The following is a 21239-nucleotide window of genomic DNA, read 5'->3' as shown; positions in this document are numbered from 1 at the left end:
GTTAGTGCGAGGGAATGCCCTTCACCACGATCTCCGTGAGAACAGAGTTGGCGATGAAGCATTCCTTGTGGGCGAGGTGATGCATGTCGGCGATCTGTTCGGGCGTCGGGATCCTGTCACCGGAGAATTCGATCACCGGATCCAGCGTGACCTTGGAGACGAAGAGCTTTCCCTTCTCGTTCGGCGTCATCACGCCGAGCGCCCTGTCTTTGTAGGAATCGACGACGAAGCGCTTCTTGGCCGCAATCGACAGGAAGGTGAGCATGTGGCAGCTCGACACAGCCGCCACGAACGCCTCCTCCGGATCGACCGCGTCTTCGCGGGAGAGGGGCAGCGGCACCACCGAGGGTGACGCCGATGCCATGACCTCGATGCCGCCGTCGAACGACCATCGATGCCCACGACTGTATTTATTGTCGGAGAAGGCCTCGCCCTCTCCGCGCATCCAAAGCACCGTGGCCGTGTATTCGTGCGACATCGGATGGATCTCTGTGTTACGAAATCGACTTCACGAAATCCTGGTACTGCTCCTCGGTCATGAGACCGTCGAGCTCGCTCTCGTTCGTGAGGCGGATCTTCATGAACCAGCCGCGACCGGCCGGGTCCTCGTTCACGGTGCCGGGCGAGGCTTCGAGTTCGCTGTTGACCTCGACGACCTCGCCGGAGACCGGAGCATACACTTCGCTCGCGGCCTTCACGCTCTCGACGACGGCGGCTTCGTCACCCTTCGAGAGAGCCTTGCCGACGCTCGGCAGCTCCACGAAGACGACGTCGCCGAGCTGGGCCTGTGCATAGTCGGAAATGCCCACGATGCCGGCGTCGCCCTCGACGCGGATATATTCGTGGTCCTTGGTGTAGCGCGTTGTCATGATTGTGCTCCCTCGGGAATTAGCGCTTGTAGCGATGCGGTGCGAACGGCATGGCGGCCACCTTTGCAGGCAGCGGCTTGCCGCGAACGACGAGATGAAGATCGGTGCCCACAGACGACACGTCCCTCGCGACGTAGCCCATGGCCACGGGACCGTTGACGGTGGGGCCGAAGCCGCCGGAGGTCACCACCCCGACCTCGCGGCCGTCCGGCGTCGTGATGACGGTGCCCTCGCGGGCGGGCGCCCGGCCTTCGGGCCGGATGCCGACCCGCACGCGAGCGGGCCCGTCCTTGATCTCGCGCTGAACGCGCTCGGCGCCCGGAAAGCCGCCTTCCTCGCGGCGGCGCTTCTGGATCGACCAGATCAGGCCCGCCTCGATGGGCGAGGTGGTGGTGTCGATGTCGTGGCCGTAGAGGCATAGCCCCGCTTCGAGACGCAGCGAATCGCGCGCGCCGAGACCGATGGGCTTCACCTCCGGATCGGACAGGAGCCTGTTCCAGAGCTTCGCCGCATCCTCGGCCTTGCAGGAAATCTCGAATCCGTCCTCGCCCGTGTAGCCCGAGCGGGACACGTGGCACCAGACGCCGTCGATCTCAACATCGGCGGAGATCATGAAGGAGAGCCCGGCAGCCTCGGGCGAAAGCTTCGCCAGAACGGCTTCCGCGGAAGGACCCTGCAGAGCCATCAGCCCAAGGCCGTCCTTGCGGTTCAGGCTCACGCCCTTCGGCAGGCGGGCCTGGATGTGAGCGTAGTCCTGCTCCTTCATGGAGGCGTTCACCACGAGATAGAGCCATCCCTCGTGGCCCGGCGCGCCGACCCGCGTGACCATCAGGTCGTCGAGAATGCCGCCGTCGTCCGCGAGCAGTTGCGAATAGCGCTGCTGGTTGGGCTTGAGGTTGAGCACATCGGCGGGAATGAGAGCCTCGAGCGCCCTGGCCACGGTCTCGTGGTTCTTGTCCTCGGCGACGAGAAAGGCCTGGCCCATGTGCGAAACGTCGAACAGGCCCGCATGCTCGCGGGTCCAGTTGTGCTCGGTCAGGATGCCGGTGGGGTACTGCACCGGCATGTCGTAGCCGGCGAAGGGCACCATGCGGGCGCCAAGCGCGACATGCGCGTCATGAAGCGGCGTTTTCAAAAGCGGCTGGTCGCTGTTGGCTGGCTCGGCCATCGTGTTCCCTCAAAGGTGCGCGTTCCATCGGGCCTTGCGGCCCGCTGCGTTGCGCCCCCTCTGTCACGAGACCTGAGAGATTTCCCCGACCGCGCGAAGCGGCAGGTTACGCCCGTCGGTGGGCGACGCGTTCGAAGCGTCGCCGCTTTCCAGAGTGCCAGCTCCCGCGCGGTCCTTTGGCCTGAGCGTTTCCGGGGCGGTTGCGCCTTCGGCGCCGGGCTTGGATCCAAGCCCGGTCTCTTCCGCGGGGATCATCGGCCCCTTAGCTCTGAAGAGGAAAAGGGATCCTGTCAACAAATCAGGGCGCCGCATCGCGCGTCTCCCCGTGTTAATTGACGGAAGGCGATCAAACCTTCATGGTGAATCATCATTCACAGAAGGGGAAAGCGCGGCCTGGTCCGGTCGGCAGCTCCTGGCACCGTTGCTCGAACTGGTCATCGCACTCGCTCTCGTCGCCCTGAACGGGGTCTTCGCCCTTTCAGAACTCGCCATCGTTTCCGCTCGCAGGCCCCGCCTGAAGGCCATGGCCGAACAGGGCCGCTCCGGGGCCAGCACGGCCCTCACCCTCATGGAGGATTCGGGGCGTTTCCTCTCGACGGTTCAGATCGGCATCACCCTGGTCGGCATTCTGGCCGGCGCCTTCTCGGGTGCGGCCCTGGGAGACCGGCTGACCCAGATCCTCATGGCGCAAGGCATGCCGGAGGGCGCGGCGGAGCCCTTGGGCTTCGGGCTCGTGATCGGCGTCATCACCTATCTTTCCATCGTGGTCGGCGAGCTCGTGCCCAAGCAGCTCGCCCTGCGCCATCCCGAGGGCATCGCCTGCGCGATGGCTCCGCTGATGCTGGTGCTGTCGAAGGTGGCGGCCCCTGCGGTCTGGCTCCTCAACGCCTCCACCCGCCTGATCTTCAGCCTGTTCGGCCCGTCCTCCGGCGACGAGACGACGGTGACGGAAGAGGAGATCAAGATGCTCGTGGGCGAAGCCGAGAGCGCGGGCGTGATCGAGGAGGAGGAGCGGCGCATGATCTCCGGCGTCCTGCGCCTCGGCGACCGGACGGTGCGCGGGCTCATGACGCCACGCACCGATGTGGACTGGATTGCCCTGGAGGACGATGAGGAAACGATCCGCTCTCTCCTGATCGAGACGCCGCACTCGCGCCTGCCCGTGAGCGAGGGGTCACCGGACAACATCATCGGTGTCGTCCAGTCGCGCGCGCTTCTGGCCGCCCTGCTCTCCGGCGAACCCCTGGACATCCGGGCCCAGCTTCAAAGCGCACCGATCATTCCCGATACGCTCTACGCCCTGGACGCCCTGGCCACCTTACGCGATTCGGAAGTGCCCATGGCCCTCGTCCATGACGAATATGGCCATTTCGAAGGCATCGTGACCCCGGCCGACGCGCTGGAGGCGATCGTCGGCGCGTTCCGGTCCGACGGCGAGGCGCCCGAACCCGACGCCGTGCGCCGCGAGGACGGTTCCTGGCTGCTCGCCGGGTCCATGCCGGTCGACGAAATGGCGGATGTTCTGGGCATCACCCTGCCGGAAACCCGCAGCTATCATACGGTCGGCGGCCTGGTGATCAGCGAATTGCAGCACCTGCCCCATACGGGCGAGCAGGTGGACGTGCTGGGATGGCGCTTCGAGGTGGTCGATCTGGACGAACGCCGGATTGACAAGGTGCTCGCCATCCCCTTGAACCAGAGGGCGGGCTCCGCCGCCCTCCAGTAAGGCGTCGGGACAGCGCCCGAGGCTCAGCCGCGCCCGCCTCGCCCGCCGAGACCGACCTCGATCTCGAAGGTATTGGCGCGGGCCGCAGGAACCACGATGCCGTCCTCGACCACGGTCACGGTGGCCTGGGTGCCGCCGGCCGGAATGGCCGCCACGGCGGAGCGGCTGCGGTTGGCGATGACGGTCGAGCCGTCCTTGACGATGAACTGCACCGGAACGTTGTAGCGGCCGGCCGAACCGCCGCCGCCGAGGAGCGCGCGCGCCTCGACACCCACCTTCACGAGGGTGGATCCGTCGGGCTGCCCCTGGCATTCGCGGGCGAGATTGCTGATGGCGACCTGGCTGCGCAGGGCCGACGGATCCCCGGCGCGGCCGCCGGAATAAGCCTGGATCGCGGATCCGCCTTCGAAGATCGTGACGGGCGGGCAATAAACGTCGTCCAGCGGCCTGGCCTGGACCGGCGCCCGCGAAGCGCCCCCGGTCAGCAGCATCTCGCCAACGCCCATGCCGCCGCTCTCGCCGGGCGTCGTGCATCCGGCCAGAACCGAGACGCCCAGAACGGCAATGGCCACCCTGGCCTTCGTACCCGAACCCTTCATCAACGACCCCCTGCTCTCATATGTTTGCCCTTAGGGAAGAGCATCGAACCCGGTCGCGAATCCGTTCAACGACACGGGAATGCCGATGCCCTCCTCGGGCGTCTGGAACACGATGAAGGTGGCGGACTGCCCGGACTTCATCTGATTGATGAGATTATCTTCCATGACAACCTCGGCAACGCAACCCGTCGCGAGGCAGCGCACGAATCCCGCCCGGCCGATATCAGTCTGATCGATCTTCAGGCCGAGGCCCGACGGCAACAGGATACCCAGCGGCGCCACGACGCGCAGAAGGCGGCTTTTCGCATCGGCGGTTTTCAGCACGATAATGACCAGGGTGATGTTCGGCCGGTCCTCCGCCACCACGTTCTGGACGAGGGCGCATTGCTCGGCGGTCGCTCCCGCCGGGGTTTCGCAGCGCATCTGCCAGTCGCCATAGGTGTTCTTCACCATGCCCTGGGCATGGACGCCACCTGCCGCGGCCGAGGCCGACAGCCCGAGAAGCGCTGCCGCCCCATACCGGATCCATCGCGATACGCCCATCGGTCTCTCCTCCTCGAATCCTTGCGTCAAAGGCAGCGGCCCGGCCGCTCCGATCCCAATCGTTGGCCCGTTGGGACCATGGCAGGGGCTACAATGTCAAGCGAGAGCGGGATAAGTCGGGACCACAATCGCATTTGGCGGTTATGACGCACAAATTGCAGCCTGAGAACCGTTGCGCTTCGGCGCGTCCTGTGGTCTTTGACGTGGATCAAAGGTGATGGCGCAAGCCGGGCGCCGCTATTCGCACGTCCGGGGCGCCGCCTTTATGCTTTCGTGGCCGTCCGGCCACCATATCTTTAGGAGCTTTGGAACGCCGATGCGGATCGAGAATGGACGTCGATCGGTGACCGCCCTCTCCACGGCAGCGGTCGCACTTGTGTTGGGCATAAGTGAGGCATGGGCTGCCGCAGGCCGCCCCTCCCCCTGGGAAACCGGCATGCAGGAGATGGTGACCGAGTTGGGACAGAGCGTGTCCAACTTCCACACCTACCTGGTCTGGCTGATCGCGGCGATCTGCCTGTTCGTGCTGGCGCTGCTCCTGGTGATCATCGCCCGCTTCAACGAGCGGAAGAACCCGGTTCCCTCCCGGACCACCCACAACACCCTCCTCGAGGTGGCCTGGACGATCATTCCGGTGCTGATCCTCGTGGCGATCGCCATCCCCTCCTTCCGCCTCCTCCGCCAGCAGCTGGTTCCGCCGCAGGCCGATGTCGTGATCAAGGCCACGGGGTATTCCTGGTACTGGGGCTACGAGTACCCGGCCGATCAGGGCGGCTTCAAGTTCGACTCGAACATGATCACCGACGCCAATGCCCTGAAGCCGGACCAGCCGCGCCTTCTGGGCGCCGACAACGCCATGGTCGTGCCGGTCGGCAAGGTCGTGCGCGTTCAGGTCACGTCGGCCGACGTGATCCACGCCTTCGCCCTGCCGTCCTTCTACATCAAGGTCGACGCCATTCCCGGCCGCCTGAACGAAACCTGGTTCAAGGCCGAGAAGGAAGGCGTCTATTACGGCCAGTGCTCGGAGCTCTGCGGCAACGGTCACCCCTATATGCCGATCGAAATCCGCGTCGTGAGCGAGCAGCAATATGCCGCTTGGCTGACCGAGGCGAAGCAGCGTTATGCTTCCACGGACGGCTCAGGCCAGCTCAAGTTCGCGAACGCTCAGTAATCTAGTAAAGCAAGGACCTAGAGGTCGCATCATGGCACATGCAGCTGATGCCGCTCACGCGGATCACCACGATCATCTTCCCGGCTTCTGGCGCCGCTGGTTCTATTCCACGAACCACAAGGATATCGGCACCCTCTACCTGATCTTCGGATTCACGGCCGGCATCATCGGCGGAATTCTGTCGATCGCCATGCGCCTGGAGCTCCAGGAGCCCGGACTGCAGTTCTTCTCCAATCCGCAGGCCTTCAACGTCTTCGTGACGGGCCACGGCCTCATCATGGTGTTCTTCATGGTGATGCCCACCCTGATCGGCGGCTTCGGCAACTGGTTCATCCCGATCATGATCGGCGCGCCCGACATGGCCTTCCCGCGGATGAACAACATTTCGTTCTGGCTCACGGTTTCGGCCTTCGGCCTCATGCTCCTGTCGCTCTTCGTCGAGGGTGCTCCGGGTTCGCTCGGCTTCGGCGGCGGCTGGACCGTGTATCCGCCGCTCTCGACCGTCGGGCACCCGGGTCCCGCGCTCGACTTCGGCATCCTGGCCCTCCACCTCGCCGGTGCGGCCTCGATCCTGGGCGCGATCAACTTCATCACGACGATCCTCAACATGCGCGCTCCGGGCATGACGCTGCACAAGATGCCGCTCTTCGCCTGGTCCATGCTGGTGACCGCGTTCCTGCTGCTCCTGTCGCTGCCGGTTCTCGCGGGCGCGATCACGATGCTGCTCACCGACCGCAACTTCGGCACGACCTTCTTCGATCCGGCCGGCGGCGGCGATCCGGTGCTCTACCAGCACCTGTTCTGGTTCTTCGGCCATCCCGAAGTGTACATCATGATCCTGCCGGCCTTCGGCATTGTGTCCCACATCATCTCCACCTTCTCCAAGAAGCCGATCTTCGGCTATCTCGGCATGGCCTACGCCATGGTGGCGATCGGCGTCGTCGGCTTCGTCGTGTGGGCGCACCACATGTACACGGTCGGCCTGTCGCTGCAGACGCAGGCCTACTTCGTGTTCGCCACGATGGTGATTGCGGTTCCCACCGGCGTGAAGATCTTCTCGTGGATCGCCACCATGTGGGGCGGCTCCATCCGCTTCACGGCGGCCATGCAGTGGGCGGTGGGCTTCGTGTTCCTGTTCACGGTCGGCGGCGTCACCGGCGTCGTGCTCGCGAACGCTCCCGTCGACCGCTACATGCACGACACCTACTACGTGGTGGCTCACTTCCACTACGTGCTGTCGCTCGGCGCCGTGTTCGTGATCTTCGCCGCCATGTACTACTGGTTCCCGAAGATCACCGGCTACGTGATGCCCGAATGGATCGGTCAGCTGCACTTCTGGATCGCCTTCATCGGCGCCAACGTGCTGTTCTTCCCGATGCACTTCCTCGGCCTGTCCGGCATGCCGCGCCGCTATGCGGACTACCCGGATGCCTTCGCGGGCTGGAACATGGTGTCCTCGATCGGCTCCTACATCTTCTTCGCCGGTCTGTTCGTCTTCATCGGCGGCGTGATCTACGCCTTCGTCCGCAAGGAAAAGGCTGCCGGCAACCCGTGGGGCGAAGGTGCCACGACGCTGGAATGGACCCTGTCCTCTCCGCCTCCGTTCCACCAGTTCGAGACCCTGCCCCGCATCGTCGATACGGGCCACTAATCCAGCGGGCCGGGCGGCCATCGCCGCCCGCTCCTCCCCCGAGGGCTCGAGCGTTCGCTCGAGCCTTCCGGCGAGGAGCTGACATCAGGAGGCGCTCTCGCCTCATCCTTCAGCGTTTCGGAAGATCATTGGATATGAACACCCTGTCGAACAGTTTGACCGAATCCCACGCCGAGAGCCTCGACCGAACCGGCCTCTCCCAGGGCGACGTGTCCGACTTCTTCGCCCTTCTGAAGCCTCGGGTGATGTTTCTCGTCGTGTTCACGGCGCTCGTCGGGATGGTCGTCAGCCATCCGGACGTGAACCCCGTGCTGGCCTTCGTGTCCCTCCTGATGATCGCCGTCGGCGGCGGCGCGTCCGGCTGCCTTAACATGTGGTGGGATGCGGATATCGACGCGGTGATGACGCGCACGCGCAAGCGCCCGATTCCCGCCGGCAAGATCCAGCCCGGCGAGGCTCTCGCGTTCGGCCTCTCGCTCACCGCGGGCTCGGTGCTGATCCTGGGGCTTGCCAGCAACTGGCTCGCCGCGGGCCTCCTGGCCTTCACCATCTTCTTCTACGTGGTCATCTATTCCATGTGGCTGAAGCGCTCGACGCCGCAGAACATCGTGATCGGCGGCGCCGCGGGCGCCCTCCCGCCGGTCGTGGCGCAGGCCGCCGTCACCGGCCACGTGGCATGGGACAGCATCGTTCTCTTCGCCATCATCTTCATGTGGACGCCGCCCCATTTCTGGGCGCTGGCCCTGGTGAAGTCGAGCGACTACGAGCGCGCGGGCATTCCCATGATGCCCAACGTCGCCGGCCCAGATTCGACCCGCTTCCAGATCCTCGCCTATACGGTGCTGCTCGCTCCGCTCGGCATGGTGCCGGTCGCCATGGGATTCGGCGGCCTCGCCTATGCGATCGTCTCGCTCGTCGGCGGTCTCGGCATGCTGGCGCTCGCGATCCAGGTTTATCGCCTGCGGCAGGGCGAGCCCGCCATGCGCGTGGCCCAGCAACTCTTCGGCTTCTCGATCCTTTACCTGTTCTTGCTGTTCGCCACGCTGCTTGCCGAGCATGGCTTCGGCTTCTTCCATCCGGTTCTGGGGTGAGGAGCATGACGGATCGAAATTCATCCTACCGCCTCACCCCCGAGGAGCAGCAGCGCCGCAGGCGGCGCTCGATCGCCCTGGGCCTCACCCTCGGGATCCTGTGCATCCTGCTGTTCGCGATCACGATCGCGAAGCTGGGCCCTCAGGTTCTGAACCGCCCGCTGTGAGATGAGCTGAGCATGGCCGACATCCCGCACATCCAACGGAAGATGCACCGCACGGCCTTCGCCTGCCTGGGCGTTGCCGTGGGTATGGTCGGGCTCGCCTATGCCTCGGTGCCCCTCTACGACCTGTTCTGCAAGGTGACCGGCTTCGACGGCACGCCCGTCGTGCGCAGCAGCAATGCGTCCGAAATCATGGACCGGACGATCACCGTGCGCTTCGATTCCAACGTGGCTCCCGGCCTGAGCTGGAGCTTCTCGCCCGAGACGCCGCAGGTTTCGGTCAAGCTCGGCGAGACCACCACGGTCACCTACAAGGTCACCAACACGGGCGACAAGCCCGCCACCGGCATCGCGACCTACAATGTGCAGCCGGATCTGGCGGGAACCTATTTCTCGAAGCTCGAATGCTTCTGCTTCACCGAGCAGACCCTGCAGCCGGGGGAAACCCTGGAATCGGCGGTCGTGTTCTATGTCGATCCGCGCCTGGCGCAGGATCCCGACGTGAAGGATCTTTCTTCCATCACGCTGTCCTACACCTACTTCCCGTCCAAGGCGGGCAAGCCGGTGGCGGAGGCGACCTCATCCACCAAAACCATCGCTCAATAAGGGACGTGACAAGCTGGACAGAAACGTCTTAAAGCGAGGTCACAATCGAGGCACGGAGACGACAGACAATGGCCGAGGCCCACGCCAAGAACCACGACTATCACATTCTTGAACCGAGCCCGTGGCCGCTCATCGGCGCGGTCAGCGCCTTCCTGATGGCTTCCGGGTTCGTGACCTGGTGGAAGGACATCACCATCGGCGGCATGCACCTGGGTGCCTACATCTTCGGCGCCGGCATCATCGGCGTGCTCTACACCATGCTGAGCTGGTGGAGCGACGTGGTGCGCGAGGCCAATACCGGCTCGCACACCCGGGTGGTCCAGCTGCATCACCGCTACGGCATGATCATGTTCATCGCCTCCGAGGTGATGTTCTTCGCCGCCTGGTTCTGGGCCTATTTCGACGCCGCCCTCTATGCCGGCGACCCGCAGCTCTACTCGCGCGTCGAGGCTCTCGGCGGCGTGTGGCCCCCGAAAGGCATCGAGACCTTCGATCCCTGGCACCTGCCGCTGCTCAACACCCTGATCCTGCTGACCTCCGGCACCACGGTCACCTGGGCGCACCACGCGCTCCTGCACAACGACCGCCAGGGCCTCAAGGCCGGCCTGTGGCTCACGGTCATCCTCGGCATCGTGTTCAGCTTCGTGCAGGCCTACGAGTACAGCCACGCCGCCTTCGGCTTCAGCGGCAACATCTACGGCGCCACCTTCTTCATGGCGACGGGCTTCCATGGCGCGCACGTGATCATCGGCACGGTCTTCCTCGCCGTCTGCCTGCTGCGCGCCTATCGCGGCGACTTCACGCCCAAGCAGCATCTCGGCTTCGAGTTCGCCGCCTGGTACTGGCACTTCGTTGACGTGGTGTGGCTCTTCCTCTTCGCTGCAATCTACGTGTGGGGCTTCGGCGGAAGCGCAGCCGGGCACTAAAGCCGCTCACGATCAAACTTGGACAGGGCGGCTTCCGGGCCGCCCTTCGCTTTTCAGGCTCCCCGGCACTATCCGGTTTGGAGTTCGTTGACCGGCAACCCATTCGGAGAAAAGCCGTGGCCTATGACCCTTCCGCACCCTCCCCCGTCTCCACCGGCCTCAAAGGCCTGTGCCCCCGCTGCGGCAAGGGACATGTCTTCGAAGGCTACCTGAAGGTTCGGCCGAAATGCGAAGTCTGCGGCCTCGATCTCGCCTTCGCCGATACCGGCGACGGCCCGGCCTTCTTCGTCATGTCCATCGTGGGAATCGTGGTGGTGGCGCTCGCCCTCTGGGTCGAATTCGCCTATGCCCCGCCGATCTGGCTCCACCTGGTCATTTGGACGGCCCTGAGCATCATCATGAGCCTCGTCCTCGTGCGGCCGCTCAAGGGCGTTCTGGTGAACCTGCAATACCATCACAAGGCCGAGGAAGGACGCTTCCGGTAGTGACGGCCTCGTCCCGCAACATCCGCTCCCTGATCGTGCCGGGCCTCGCCACGCTCGTGGCGCTCGCGATCCTTCTCGGTCTCGGCACATGGCAGCTCCAGCGCAAGGCCTGGAAGGACGGCCTGATCGGGCAGATCGAGGCCCGCGCCTATGGGGAGCCCGGCGCCATTCTGCCCGAATCGGAATGGGCCGGCTGGCGCGCGGACCAGGACGAGTTCCGGAAGGTCCGGGTGACCGGCACCTTCCTGCACGACCTGGAAGCGCCGGTCTATGGGCTCGCACCCGGAGCCCGGCAGGGAGCGCCGCTCCAGGGCTATTACATCATCACGCCGCTCAGGCTCTCCACCGGGGCGATCGTGATGGTCAACCGGGGCATCGTGCCGATCGAGATGAAGGACCCGGCGACCCGGCCCCAGGGCCAGCCCGAGGGCGAGGTGACCATCACCGGGCTGGTGCGGGCGCCGGAGGCGCGGAATCTCTTCACGCCGAACGACGACCCCGCCAAGAACACGTGGTTTGCCCGCGACCCGCAGGCGATCGCCGAGGCCCGCGGCCTCGAGCGCGTCGCCCCCTTCCTCGTCGACGCCGATGCCACGCCCCATCCCGGCGGCTGGCCACGCGGCGGGCAGACCCAGCTCACCCTGCCAAACAACCACCTGCAATACGCCCTGACCTGGTACGGCATCGCCCTGACCCTCATCGGCGTCTTCGCAGCCTTCGCCTGGAAGCGCATCAGAGGCTGATGCGGTGTTGAAGCGGCTTGCCGCCGCCTCCCGCGCCACCTATTGTCCGGCCGCATTTTCAGGAGATTGACCATGCTCCATGTCTCGACCCGCGGGGAGGCTCCCGCGCTTGGCTTTTCCGACGCCCTTCTGACCGGCCTCGCCCGGGATGGCGGCCTCTACATGCCGGAAAAATGGCCAAGCCTGCCGGCGGACACGATCAGCGGCTTTGCCGGTCGTCCCTATGCGGAGGTCGCGAAGGCCGTGCTCGGCCCGCTGGTGGACGGCGATATCCCGGCGGCCGATCTCCATCGCATGATCGACGAGGCGTATGCCTCCTTCCGGCACGAAGCCGTCTGCCCGCTGACCCAGCTCGGCGACAACCTCTTCGTGCTCGAACTCTTCCATGGCCCCACCCTTGCCTTCAAGGACGTGGCGATGCAGCTGCTCGGCCGCCTCATGGACCACGTGCTGAAGGCGCGCGGGGCCCGCGCCACCATCGTCGGCGCAACCTCGGGCGATACGGGCAGCGCCGCGGTCGAGGCGTTCAAGGGCCTCGACCAGGTCGACATCTTCATCCTCTACCCGCACGGCCGCGTGTCGGAGGTTCAGCGCCGCCAGATGACGACGGTCGCCTCGCCCAACGTCCATGCCCTGGCGGTCGAGGGCACCTTCGACGACTGCCAGACCATGGTGAAGGGCATGTTCAACAATGCCCGCTTCCGTGACGAGCTGCAGCTCTCGGGCGTGAACTCCATCAACTGGGCGCGGGTGGCGGCGCAGGCCGTGTACTATTTCACCGCCGCCGTGGCGCTCGGCGGGCCGCACCGTCCGGTTTCCTTCTCCGTGCCCACCGGCAATTTCGGCGACATCCTTGCGGGTTGGGTCGCCAAGCGCATGGGCCTGCCGGTCGACCGGCTGATGATCGGCACCAACGCCAACGACATCCTGGCGCGCACGCTCCATGCGGGCTCCTACGAGATCAAGGGGGTCGAACCCACGACCTCGCCGTCCATGGACATCCAGATCTCCTCCAATTTCGAACGCCTGCTGTTCGAGGCCTATGGCCGCGACGGCGAGGCGATCCGCCGCCTGATGGCTGCCTTGAGCCAGTCGCACTCCTTCCTGATCGAGGCGGCTCCTCTCGCCCGCATCCGCGAGGAGTTCTCGGCCCAGGCCGTGAACGAGGCGAACGTGGCCGACGAGATGGCCCGCACCTACCGCGCGACCGGCTATGTGCTCGATCCGCACAGCGCCGTCGGCACCCGCGCGGGCCGCGCCCTGCTGAGGGACAGGCCCGAAGTGCCCGTGGTGGCCCTTTCCACCGCCCATCCGGCGAAGTTCCCCGGCGCGGTCGAGCGCGCCACGGGGGTGCGCCCCGCACTTCCGCCGCACATGGCTGATCTGATGGAGCGCAACGAGAGCTTCACCGTTCTTCCCAACGATCAGGCCGGGGTGGAGCGCTTCATCCGAGAGCGTGCCCGGGCGGTCAAAGGCGTCGCTGCATGAACCAGCACTTCATCCGCGAGAAGCGGGTCGACATCACGCGGTTGTCCAACGGCCTGACGGTCGCGACCGAGCAGATGCCGGAAATCGCCACCGCCACCCTCGGCGTGTGGGTCGGCACCGGATCGCGGCACGAGCAGGCCCATGAGCACGGCCTATCGCATCTCATCGAGCACATGGCCTTCAAGGGCACGGCGCGCCGTTCGGCGCGCCAGATCGCCGAGGACATCGAGAATGTCGGCGGCGACATCAACGCCGCGACCAGCGTGGAATACACGAGCTACACGGCGCGCGTGCTGGGCGAGAACGTGGACGTCGCCCTCGACGTGCTCGGCGACATCCTCATCAACTCTGTCTTTGACGAGGCCGAACTCGCCCGCGAGAAAGGCGTCATCCTCCAGGAATACGCCGCCGTCGAGGACACGCCGGACGATCTGATCTACGACGCCTTCATGGAAACGGCCTTCGCGGGCCAGCCCGTGGGGCGTCCCATCCTCGGCACGCCCGAGACGATCAGGAGCTTCGACGCCGAGACCATCCGGGCCTTCCTGGCCCGCGAGTACATTCCTGCCAAGATGGTGCTCGCCGCCGCCGGCAACGTGGACCATGCGCAGATCGTCGATGCCGCGGAGCGCCTCTTCGGGGCGATGCCGGCCGTCGAGGCCCGTTCGCCCGAGACAGGACATTACACGGGCGGCGAGCGCCGGCTCGCACGCAGGCTCGAACAGGCCAACATCGTGCTCGGCCTGCCGGGATTGTCGTTCAAGGATCCCGGCTATTACGCGACCCACCTCTTCGCCCATATCTTCGGCGGAGGCCTGACCTCCCGTCTCTGGCACGAGGTGCGTGAAACCCGCGGCCTCGCCTATTCCGTCGATTCCTTCCACTGGCCCTTTTCCGATTGCGGCCTGTTCGGCATCGGGGCCGGAACGGCAGGGGCGGATGTGAGCGAGTTCACGAAGGTCACGCTCGCCTGCATGCGCCAGGCGGCGCAGGACATCAGCGAAATCGAGATGGTGCGCGCCAAAGCGCAGATGAAGGTGGCTCTGCTGACGGCGCTCGAAACGCCCGGCGGGCGGATCGAACGCATGGCGCGCCAACTTCTCTCGTGGGGCCGGATCGTGGAAAGCGACGAGATCGTCCGGAAAGTGGACGCTCTCGACGAGGGTCACGTGCGCGAGGCCGGGCATCGCCTCCTGCAGGGGAACCCGACCGTGGCGGCCATCGGTCCGATCAAGGGACTGCCCTCCCTCGAGGCCATCACGGCAGGTTTGCGCGGCTGATTTCGGCTGCATTCTTCCGCTACGTCACGTCCGTTTTCTCCTCAATCCCGCCGCAAACGGACGCCATGCGCGTGGTTAACGATAACACCTGAGTCATGCGGACAAGTAGGGGCCCCTTGGGACTACGACTTGCCCTCAAGCTCCCTGACCGGTACCAATTCTCCCTTCAACCTTGGACCGGACGAAAGAACCGAAGCTTGCGGATCGTATCTTTCGCCATAGCCTTTCTTCTGGCGGCTTTTATGGGGCTTACGTGGCCGGCGACCGGCTGGGCGGTGGAGTCCGTGCGTGTCGACCCCAAGATCAAGGCGATCGATCTCACCCCAGCCATCGAGCGCTACCGGTCGGACGGCGACGAGATCCGCATTTCCACGGCCCCGGGCCGCGACGGCATCGTGCGCCGGATCGCCGTGAAGGCACGTGAGGCTGGCACCCGCCCCGACTGGATCGTCTTCGCGCTGACGAACGACACCGACGAGCAGGTCGATCGCCTGCTCGTGGCGCCGCATTTCCGCCTGACCGGCTCTGCCGTTCTCTGGCCGGATCTCGGCTCCTCGCGCATTGCCGCCGTCACGGCCAGTCAGGGCATCCGGCCGGAGCGTGACGACAGCCCCGACGCGGACGTGTTCCTCATCACCCTCGACCCGGGCACGACCGTCACCTTCGTGGCGGAGCTGCGCACCAACAATCTTCCCCAGCTCCATCTCTGGGATGCCGCCGCCTACAAGGAACGGATCAACGGCCTGACGCTCTACAAGGGCATCATCATCGGCATCGCGGGCCTCCTTGCCCTCTTCCTCACCATCGTGTTCGTGGTGAAGGGCGCCCTGATCTTCCCGGCGGCAGCGGCTCTGGCCTGGGCCGTGCTCGCCTATGCGAGCATCGATTTCGGATTCTTCCAGCGCGTGTTTCCGATTTCCGAGGCGACGGAGCAGATCTATCGCGCGGGTGCGGAGGCCGTGCTGGCCGCGACCCTGCTCGTGTTCCTCTTCGCCTATCTCAATCTGAACCGCTGGCACGTGCGCTATAGCCACGTGACGGCCTTCTGGCTGGCCTTCCTGGGCGGGCTCCTGGCGCTGGCCGTCGTCGACGCCGCCGTGGCCTCGGGCGTGGCGCGCATGTCGATTGCCGCCGTGGCCGGCATCGGCTTCGTCCTCGTCATCCATCTGGCGACGCATGGCTACGACCGCGCCATCATGCTCGTGCCCACTTGGATTCTGCTGATCGCCTGGACCGTGGCGGCGAGCTTCACGGTCCTTGGTCAGCTGAATTCCGACCTGGTGCCTCCCGCTCTCGTCGGCGGCCTGGTGCTGATCGTCATGCTCATCGGCTTCACGGTCATGCAGCATGCCTTCGCGGGCGGGGGCTTCGCCCGCGGGTTCGTCAACGACACCGAGCGCCGTGCGCTTGCCCTGACCGGGGCCGGCGACATCGTGTTCGATTGGGACGTGGTGGCCGACAACGTGTTCGTCAGCCCGGACATCGAGCATCAGCTCGGCCTCAAGCGCGGCGCCCTCGAAGGTCCGGCCTCGGCTTGGCTCGACCTGATCCATCCCTTCGACCGGGACCGCTACCGGCTCGCGCTCGACACCGTGATCGAGCAGCGCCGCGGACGCTTGGTGCAGGACTTCCGCCTGCGCTCCTCCTCGAACGCCCATCACTGGTTCCGCCTGAAGGCGCGTCCGGTGATCGGCTCCGACGGCGAGGTCATCCGCATCGTCGGCACCCTGTCCGACGTCACGAGTAGCAAGACCGCCGAGGAACGCCTGCTGCACGACGCCGTTCACGACAACCTCACGAGCCTGCCGAACCGCCAGCTCTTCTATGACCGTCTCGAGGCCGCTCTCACCTTCGCGAGCCAGGACGACTCGCTGCGTCCGACCGTGCTGGTGATCGATATCGACAGGTTCAAGGACACGAACGATCAGTCGGGCTATGCTGCCGGCGACTCGATCCTTCTCACCCTGTCACGTCGCCTCGGCCGACTGCTCAAGCCGCAGGACACGCTGGCGCGCATTTCGGGGGACGAGTTCGCGATCATCCTGCTCTCCGAGCGCGAACCGGATCGGATCATCGCTTTCGCCGACATGGTCAGGCGCATCGTGACCACCCCGGTCACCTATTCCGACCGCGAGATCTTCCTCACCGCCTCCATCGGCATTACCCTGCACGATCCGCAGATCGCCGCACGCCGCGAGGAGGTCCTGCGCAATGCCGAAATCGCCATGGCCCATGCTCGGCGGCACGGCGGCGACCGGATCGAGGTGTTCCGTCCCACCATGCGCTCGGATCGCAGCGATCACTTCACGATGGAAAGCGACCTGCGCCACGCGCTCGACCGCAACGAAATGAGGGTTCTGTTCAAGCCCATCGTGCGGCTCGAGGACCGGACCATCGCGGGTTTCGAGTCGATGCTGCGTTGGGATCACCCGCGTCTCGGTCGCATCTCGCCCGACGCATTCATCTCCATCGCCGAGGAGACCGGCCTCATCGTCAAGCTCAGTGTGTTCCTGCTGGAGCAGACCGCGCGCGAACTCGCCATCTGGCAGAGCGCCCTGGAGGTCGAGCCCCCGATTTTCGCCAGCGTGAACATGTCGAGCCATCACCTCCTGCGCCACGACCTGCTGCAGGAAGTGAAGACCGTGATCGCCCGCACGCGCGTTCTGCCCGGCTCCCTCAAGATCGAGATGACGGAAAGTCTTGTCATGGAGAACCCGGAGTATTCGGCCCAGATGCTGGACCGCCTGAGGGATCTCGGCGCCGGCCTGTCGCTCGACGATTTCGGCACGGGCTATTCCGCGCTCGCCTATCTGCTCCGTTTCCCGTTCGACACGATCAAGGTGGACGAGTCGTTCGTGCGCCAGATGGCCTCAGGCAATGCCGTCATCCTGCGCTCCATCGTGAAGATGGCGCACGAGCTCGGCATGGAGATCGTCGCGGAGGGCGCGGAGAGCGAGTCGGAGGCGATCGAGCTCTACCAGCTCGGCTGCGAATATGCGCAAGGCCCCGTCTTCGGCGAACCGATGTCGGTGATGCAGGCCCGCCAGCTCGTGGGCGCAACGACCACGGAAGCCGCCTGACCAGAGCATTTCCGGCGCAGTGACCCCGGTTCGTCGCTCGAAAATGCGGCAAGTCGAAGAAGAGAGCTGATTCCACGCAAGCGGGAACAGCTCTAGGCGTGGCCCGCTTCCATCGACAGCATGGCGGGCTCGATGCCGATCCGGCGCAGGGCCATCTCGTACCGGATATCGGCCGGCATGTTGAAGATCAGCTCGGCATCGGCCGGGCAGTTGAGCCAGCCGTTGGCCTGAAGCTCGAGTTCGAGCTGGCCCGCGCCCCAGCCCGCATAGCCGAGGGCGAGCACCGCATTCCGAGGCCCCCGTCCCTGGGCGATGGCACGCAGGATATCGATGGTAGCCGTCAGACAAATGCCGTCGTCGATGGGCAGCGTCGACTGGGCGATGTGGAATTCCGGCGAATGCAGCACGAAGCCACGGCTCGTCTCCACGGGACCGCCCATGAGAACCTGCATCCGGCCCACCTGCTCCGGCAGATGAATGCGCTCCATTTCCGGCACGATTTCAAGCTGGACCAGAAGATCGGGCATGTTCACATTGGCGGCGGGACGGTTGAGAATAATGCCCATCGCCCCTTCCGGCGAATGGGCACAGACATAGATCACCGCGCGGGCGAAGCGCTCGTCCATCATGCCGGGCATGGCCACGAGCAATTGCCCGTCGAGATACGGGGAGCCGGCGCCATAGGGATCTTGCTGAAAGCTCATGTCTCGCAATCTGCCTTGCTGGGCCAGCAACCCGATCACGGGATCGTGGATGGCAGACCCAAGTGAAAAACGCATAAAGGAAGCGCCTCAGGGAGGCGTCAGTTCCATGACAACGACATTCCGCATCGCCGCATCCGCCATTTTCATGATTCTGTCCTCTTTGGCCGCGTTTGGACAGTCCCCCCCTCCCGCGACGTCGGCGCAGGGGTTCCATTCGCAGGTGCGGCTGCTGTCCGGTGGAAAGCAGGGCGAACAATGGCTCGCCGGGATCGAGATCACCCTTGATTCGGGCTTTAAGACCTATTGGCGCAATCCTGGTGAATCCGGTCTTCCGCCGAGCTTCGACTGGTCGGCATCGGAGAACGTGGCCCATGTCGACGTGCAATGGCCTGCTCCGGAACGGCACGAGGACGCGGCCGGAATCGCCTATGTCTACAGCGGGGCGGTGATCCTGCCGGTGCTGGTGCGGCCCAAGGCTGCGGACAAGCCGGTCAAGCTCGCCCTCACGGTGGATTACGGCATCTGCAAGGATATCTGCATTCCGGCGCATGCCGATCTGCATCGGCCTCTCGCGGATCCCGGGCCCGACCGCACGACGATCGAGGGCGCTATGGCCAAGGTCCCGCGCAAGCAGGCCCTGGGCGGTCCAGGGGAGCTGGCGGTGCTGTCCGTCGAGCCGAAGGCTGGAGACACGCCTGCCCTGTCCGTCTCTGTTCGCGCCCCCACTGGCACGAGCCCCGTTCTCTTCGCAGAGGCTCCGGAGAATTGGTACGTCTCGACCTCGGCTGTGGAGGGCGGCCATCGCTTCACGGTCACGGTCGAGGAAAAGCCCAAGGATGCTCCGGGCTCCGTTCCCCTCACCCTCACGCTCGTGGCCGGTGGCAAGGCCGTCGAAACGCAGGTGAGTCTCGACGGCAGCGAACGGCCGCGCTAGTGAAGAACGATCCTCAACCAACAGCTTTGGAGCAAGATGCATGGCCATTCAGGTCGGAGAACGCCTCCCCCAGGTGACCTTCCGGGTCATGACCCCGGACGGACCGGTCGCCAAGACGACGGATGACCTCTTCAAGGGGCGCAAGGTGGTGCTCGTGGCAGTTCCCGGGGCCTTCACGCCCACCTGCCACCGCAACCATCTGCCGGGCTACGTGCAGAAGGCGGGAGAGATCAAGGCCAAGGGCATCGATGCCATCCTGGTCACCGCCGTCAACGACGTCTTCGTCATGGACGCATGGGCCAAGTCCGCAGGCGCCGACGGAATCGAGTTCCTGTCCGACGGCAACGGCGATTTCGCCAAGGCCATCAAACTGACCATGGACGGCTCGGGCTTCGGCCTCGGCACCCGCTCCCAGCGCTATTCCATGGTGGTTGACGACGGGGTCGTGAAGGCCCTCAACGTGGAGGACACGCCGTCCAAGGCCCAGGTGTCCGGCGCGGAGAACATCCTGAAGGATCTCTGACCCCATCCTGCCCTGAACAGAACGGCCCTTGCCTGCCCGGATGCGGCAAGGGCTTTTCTTTGGAAGCGCCTATCTCGGGCGCTTCTTGAACGGCTGCATGGCGGCGACGGCCAGCTCGTCGACACGGATGTTGGTGGGATCGTCCGCGTGCCCCTTGACCCAATGCCAGGCCACGTCATGGCGGGCTGCCGCCGCATCGAGCTCCCGCCAGAGATCCTCGTTCTTCACGGGCTTGTTGTCGGCAGTGCGCCAGCCGCGACGCTTCCAGTTGTGCATCCATTGCGTGATGCCCTGGCGTACATATTGGGAGTCCGTGAACAGATCGACGGCGCAGGAGCGCTTGAGAGCATTGAGTCCTTCGATCGCGGCCCTGATTTCCATGCGGTTGTTGGTGGTGTGGGCCTCCCCGCCGGAAATCTCCTTCTCGCTTCCCTTGAAGAACAGAATCGCTGCCCAGCCCCCCGGACCGGGATTTCCCGAGCAAGCACCGTCGGTGTAGATCAGGACGCGCTCAGGATTGCTCATGCCTCGAGCCCATATTCGCGGGCGTGCTTCACGTGCCGGTGGAAATGGAGCTTGCGGTCGTATTCCAGGGGGTCCTTCGGCTTCACGAGCGCGCCGGGCGGCACGTTGAGCCAATCCACGAGGCGCGTGAGCATGAAGCGCATGGCCGAGCCCCGGCAGAGAACCGGCAGGGCCTCGACCTCCTCGGGCGAGAGCCACCGGACCGCCTGGTAGCCCGCCAGCATCGCCTGTCCCTTCGTGAGATTGAACGAACCGTCCTGCTCGAAGCACCAGGCATTCAGGCAGATCGCCACGTCGTAGGCGAAGGCGTCCGTGCAGGCGAAATAGAAGTCGATCAGTCCCGAGACCTCCGTGCCGATGAAGAACACGTTGTCGGTAAAGAGATCGGCGTGAATGATGCCGGTGGGCAGGCCCTTCGGCCAGGCCTCCTGCAAATAGGCGAGCTCGCGCCGTGTCCGGTCGGCCAGCCCGCCCGACACGGTATCGGCCTGCGCCTCGGCCTGCGCGAAGAGCGGCGCCCAGCCGTCGAGCGACAGGGCATTCGGCCGGCTCATCGCGAAATCCCGGCCGGCCAGGTGGAGCTTGGCCAAAGCTCCGCCCAAGGCCTCGCAATGCTTCGACGTGGGGCGGCGAACGGCGATGCCGTCGAGAAAGGTGATGATCACGGCGGGCCGGCCCGCAACGCGGCCAAGAGCCTTCCCCTGGCGATTATTCACCGGCAGCGGGCATGTCAGGCCCTTGTTGGCGAGGTGCTGCATGAGCCCGAGGAAGAACGGCAGGTCGGCTTCCCTCACCCGCTTCTCGTACAGCGTCAGGATGTAGGAGCCTTCGGTGGTATGAAGGAAATAGTTGGTGTTCTCCACACCCTCGGCGATGCCCTTGTAGGACAGAACCGTGCCGATATCGTAGGTGTCGAGGAAAGCCGAAAGCTCCTCGTCGCTGACTTCCGTATAGACCGCCACC

Annotated in this window: 22 protein-coding genes and 1 riboswitch; of the genes, 14 read left to right on the top strand and 8 right to left on the bottom strand. The window is 65.2% G+C overall.

Features of this window, described 5'->3' with window-relative positions; translation table 11 throughout:
* Position 1 precedes the first annotated feature (1 nt).
* Genes E4K09_RS01020 through gcvT form a run of 3 tightly spaced genes read right to left on the bottom strand, consistent with a single transcriptional unit; the run spans position 2 to position 2037 of the window.
* Positions 2 to 478, bottom strand: coding sequence for an OsmC family protein (locus E4K09_RS01020; RefSeq protein WP_134494391.1), 477 nt, complete (start codon positions 476 to 478; stop codon positions 2 to 4).
* A gap of 16 nt (positions 479 to 494) precedes the next feature.
* Entirely contained in the window at positions 495 to 869 is a 375-nt protein-coding gene (gene gcvH / locus E4K09_RS01015) for a glycine cleavage system protein GcvH (protein WP_134494389.1), read from the bottom strand.
* Between the two features lie 19 nt (positions 870 to 888).
* On the bottom strand, positions 889 to 2037 hold the full coding sequence (gene gcvT, locus E4K09_RS01010; RefSeq protein ID WP_134494387.1) for a glycine cleavage system aminomethyltransferase GcvT: 1149 nt from the start codon (positions 2035 to 2037) through the stop codon (positions 889 to 891).
* Positions 2038 to 2196: 159 nt separating this feature from the next.
* A riboswitch (glycine riboswitch) is annotated at positions 2197 to 2292 on the bottom strand.
* A gap of 166 nt (positions 2293 to 2458) precedes the next feature.
* Between gcvT and E4K09_RS01005 the strand changes: the two genes are divergently transcribed.
* On the top strand, positions 2459 to 3763 hold the full coding sequence (locus tag E4K09_RS01005) for a hemolysin family protein (RefSeq protein WP_134494385.1): 1305 nt from the start codon (positions 2459 to 2461) through the stop codon (positions 3761 to 3763).
* Between the two features lie 23 nt (positions 3764 to 3786).
* Here E4K09_RS01005 and E4K09_RS01000 read toward each other — a convergent pair whose 3' ends face one another.
* Positions 3787 to 4362 (bottom strand): hypothetical protein, encoded by a 576-nt coding sequence (locus E4K09_RS01000; protein ID WP_134494383.1) that lies wholly within the window; start codon positions 4360 to 4362, stop codon positions 3787 to 3789.
* Between the two features lie 30 nt (positions 4363 to 4392).
* Positions 4393 to 4905 (bottom strand): invasion associated locus B family protein, encoded by a 513-nt coding sequence (locus E4K09_RS00995; protein ID WP_134494381.1) that lies wholly within the window; start codon positions 4903 to 4905, stop codon positions 4393 to 4395.
* A gap of 316 nt (positions 4906 to 5221) precedes the next feature.
* On the opposite strand from E4K09_RS00995, the gene coxB reads away from it, so the two are divergent.
* The 11 genes from coxB (at position 5222) to E4K09_RS00945 (ending at position 17590) form a co-directional block, all read left to right on the top strand.
* Complete coding sequence (coxB, locus tag E4K09_RS00990) at positions 5222 to 6076, top strand: cytochrome c oxidase subunit II (RefSeq protein WP_134494379.1); 855 nt, start codon at positions 5222 to 5224, stop codon at positions 6074 to 6076.
* Positions 6077 to 6107: 31 nt separating this feature from the next.
* Positions 6108 to 7727 (top strand): cytochrome c oxidase subunit I, encoded by a 1620-nt coding sequence (gene ctaD, locus E4K09_RS00985; protein ID WP_134494377.1) that lies wholly within the window; start codon positions 6108 to 6110, stop codon positions 7725 to 7727.
* Between the two features lie 134 nt (positions 7728 to 7861).
* Positions 7862 to 8818, top strand: coding sequence for a heme o synthase (locus E4K09_RS00980; protein ID WP_134494375.1), 957 nt, complete (start codon positions 7862 to 7864; stop codon positions 8816 to 8818).
* Positions 8819 to 8823: 5 nt separating this feature from the next.
* Complete coding sequence (locus tag E4K09_RS28655; protein ID WP_166802087.1) at positions 8824 to 8985, top strand: hypothetical protein; 162 nt, start codon at positions 8824 to 8826, stop codon at positions 8983 to 8985.
* Positions 8986 to 8997: 12 nt separating this feature from the next.
* Positions 8998 to 9588 (top strand): cytochrome c oxidase assembly protein, encoded by a 591-nt coding sequence (locus tag E4K09_RS00975; RefSeq protein ID WP_134494373.1) that lies wholly within the window; start codon positions 8998 to 9000, stop codon positions 9586 to 9588.
* A gap of 68 nt (positions 9589 to 9656) precedes the next feature.
* A complete protein-coding gene (locus E4K09_RS00970; RefSeq protein WP_134494371.1) occupies positions 9657 to 10514 on the top strand; it encodes a cytochrome c oxidase subunit 3 in 858 nt (285 codons plus the stop codon).
* Positions 10515 to 10630: 116 nt separating this feature from the next.
* Positions 10631 to 10999, top strand: a complete 369-nt coding sequence (locus tag E4K09_RS00965; protein ID WP_134494369.1) for a DUF983 domain-containing protein — start codon at positions 10631 to 10633, stop codon at positions 10997 to 10999.
* Positions 10999 to 11742: an SURF1 family protein gene (locus E4K09_RS00960; RefSeq protein WP_134494367.1), complete on the top strand. Its 744-nt coding sequence runs from the start codon at positions 10999 to 11001 to the stop codon at positions 11740 to 11742. Before E4K09_RS00965 ends, E4K09_RS00960 begins: the two co-directional genes overlap by 1 nt.
* A 72-nt stretch (positions 11743 to 11814) precedes the next feature.
* Positions 11815 to 13230: a threonine synthase gene (thrC, locus tag E4K09_RS00955; protein WP_134494365.1), complete on the top strand. Its 1416-nt coding sequence runs from the start codon at positions 11815 to 11817 to the stop codon at positions 13228 to 13230.
* Complete coding sequence (locus E4K09_RS00950; RefSeq protein ID WP_134494363.1) at positions 13227 to 14510, top strand: M16 family metallopeptidase; 1284 nt, start codon at positions 13227 to 13229, stop codon at positions 14508 to 14510. Before thrC ends, E4K09_RS00950 begins: the two co-directional genes overlap by 4 nt.
* 242 nt (positions 14511 to 14752) lie before the next feature.
* Positions 14753 to 17590: an EAL domain-containing protein gene (locus E4K09_RS00945; RefSeq protein WP_244610306.1), complete on the top strand. Its 2838-nt coding sequence runs from the start codon at positions 14753 to 14755 to the stop codon at positions 17588 to 17590.
* Positions 17591 to 17682: 92 nt separating this feature from the next.
* On the opposite strand, the gene E4K09_RS00940 is transcribed toward E4K09_RS00945, so the two are convergent.
* A complete protein-coding gene (locus tag E4K09_RS00940; RefSeq protein WP_134494359.1) occupies positions 17683 to 18294 on the bottom strand; it encodes a YqgE/AlgH family protein in 612 nt (203 codons plus the stop codon).
* A gap of 106 nt (positions 18295 to 18400) precedes the next feature.
* Here E4K09_RS00940 and E4K09_RS00935 point away from each other — a divergent pair, with 106 nt between their 5' ends.
* The gene (locus tag E4K09_RS00935) at positions 18401 to 19228 is read left to right on the top strand and encodes a protein-disulfide reductase DsbD domain-containing protein (RefSeq protein ID WP_166802086.1); all 828 of its coding nucleotides are present in this window, start codon (positions 18401 to 18403) and stop codon (positions 19226 to 19228) included.
* 40 nt (positions 19229 to 19268) lie between these two features.
* Positions 19269 to 19751, top strand: a complete 483-nt coding sequence (locus E4K09_RS00930) for a peroxiredoxin (RefSeq protein ID WP_134494355.1) — start codon at positions 19269 to 19271, stop codon at positions 19749 to 19751.
* Positions 19752 to 19820: 69 nt separating this feature from the next.
* Here E4K09_RS00930 and rnhA read toward each other — a convergent pair whose 3' ends face one another.
* The gene (rnhA, locus tag E4K09_RS00925; protein ID WP_134494353.1) at positions 19821 to 20276 is read right to left on the bottom strand and encodes a ribonuclease HI; all 456 of its coding nucleotides are present in this window, start codon (positions 20274 to 20276) and stop codon (positions 19821 to 19823) included.
* Positions 20273 to 21238, bottom strand: coding sequence for a homoserine kinase (locus tag E4K09_RS00920; RefSeq protein WP_134494351.1), 966 nt, complete (start codon positions 21236 to 21238; stop codon positions 20273 to 20275). The genes rnhA and E4K09_RS00920 overlap by 4 nt, the downstream gene beginning before the upstream one ends.
* Position 21239: the final 1 nt, after the last annotated feature.

The organism is Microvirga pakistanensis (assembly GCF_004458765.1).
Classification (GTDB): domain Bacteria; phylum Pseudomonadota; class Alphaproteobacteria; order Rhizobiales; family Beijerinckiaceae; genus Microvirga; species Microvirga pakistanensis.
The sequence above is the reverse complement of the archived record's forward strand: the minus strand, read 5'-3'. Positions and strand labels throughout refer to the sequence as shown.

Coding starts and splice junctions, on each gene's coding strand:
- E4K09_RS01020 (WP_134494391.1), bottom strand. CDS start 478: ATGTCGCACGAATACACGGCCACGGTGCTTTGGATGCGCGGAGAGGGC.
- gcvH (WP_134494389.1), bottom strand. CDS start 869: ATGACAACGCGCTACACCAAGGACCACGAATATATCCGCGTCGAGGGC.
- gcvT (WP_134494387.1), bottom strand. CDS start 2,037: ATGGCCGAGCCAGCCAACAGCGACCAGCCGCTTTTGAAAACGCCGCTT.
- E4K09_RS01000 (WP_134494383.1), bottom strand. CDS start 4,362: ATGAAGGGTTCGGGTACGAAGGCCAGGGTGGCCATTGCCGTTCTGGGC.
- E4K09_RS00995 (WP_134494381.1), bottom strand. CDS start 4,905: ATGGGCGTATCGCGATGGATCCGGTATGGGGCGGCAGCGCTTCTCGGG.
- coxB (WP_134494379.1), top strand. CDS start 5,222: ATGCGGATCGAGAATGGACGTCGATCGGTGACCGCCCTCTCCACGGCA.
- ctaD (WP_134494377.1), top strand. CDS start 6,108: ATGGCACATGCAGCTGATGCCGCTCACGCGGATCACCACGATCATCTT.
- E4K09_RS00980 (WP_134494375.1), top strand. CDS start 7,862: ATGAACACCCTGTCGAACAGTTTGACCGAATCCCACGCCGAGAGCCTC.
- E4K09_RS28655 (WP_166802087.1), top strand. CDS start 8,824: ATGACGGATCGAAATTCATCCTACCGCCTCACCCCCGAGGAGCAGCAG.
- E4K09_RS00975 (WP_134494373.1), top strand. CDS start 8,998: ATGGCCGACATCCCGCACATCCAACGGAAGATGCACCGCACGGCCTTC.
- E4K09_RS00970 (WP_134494371.1), top strand. CDS start 9,657: ATGGCCGAGGCCCACGCCAAGAACCACGACTATCACATTCTTGAACCG.
- thrC (WP_134494365.1), top strand. CDS start 11,815: ATGCTCCATGTCTCGACCCGCGGGGAGGCTCCCGCGCTTGGCTTTTCC.
- E4K09_RS00950 (WP_134494363.1), top strand. CDS start 13,227: ATGAACCAGCACTTCATCCGCGAGAAGCGGGTCGACATCACGCGGTTG.
- E4K09_RS00945 (WP_244610306.1), top strand. CDS start 14,753: ATGGGGCTTACGTGGCCGGCGACCGGCTGGGCGGTGGAGTCCGTGCGT.
- E4K09_RS00940 (WP_134494359.1), bottom strand. CDS start 18,294: ATGAGCTTTCAGCAAGATCCCTATGGCGCCGGCTCCCCGTATCTCGAC.
- E4K09_RS00935 (WP_166802086.1), top strand. CDS start 18,401: ATGACAACGACATTCCGCATCGCCGCATCCGCCATTTTCATGATTCTG.
- E4K09_RS00930 (WP_134494355.1), top strand. CDS start 19,269: ATGGCCATTCAGGTCGGAGAACGCCTCCCCCAGGTGACCTTCCGGGTC.
- rnhA (WP_134494353.1), bottom strand. CDS start 20,276: ATGAGCAATCCTGAGCGCGTCCTGATCTACACCGACGGTGCTTGCTCG.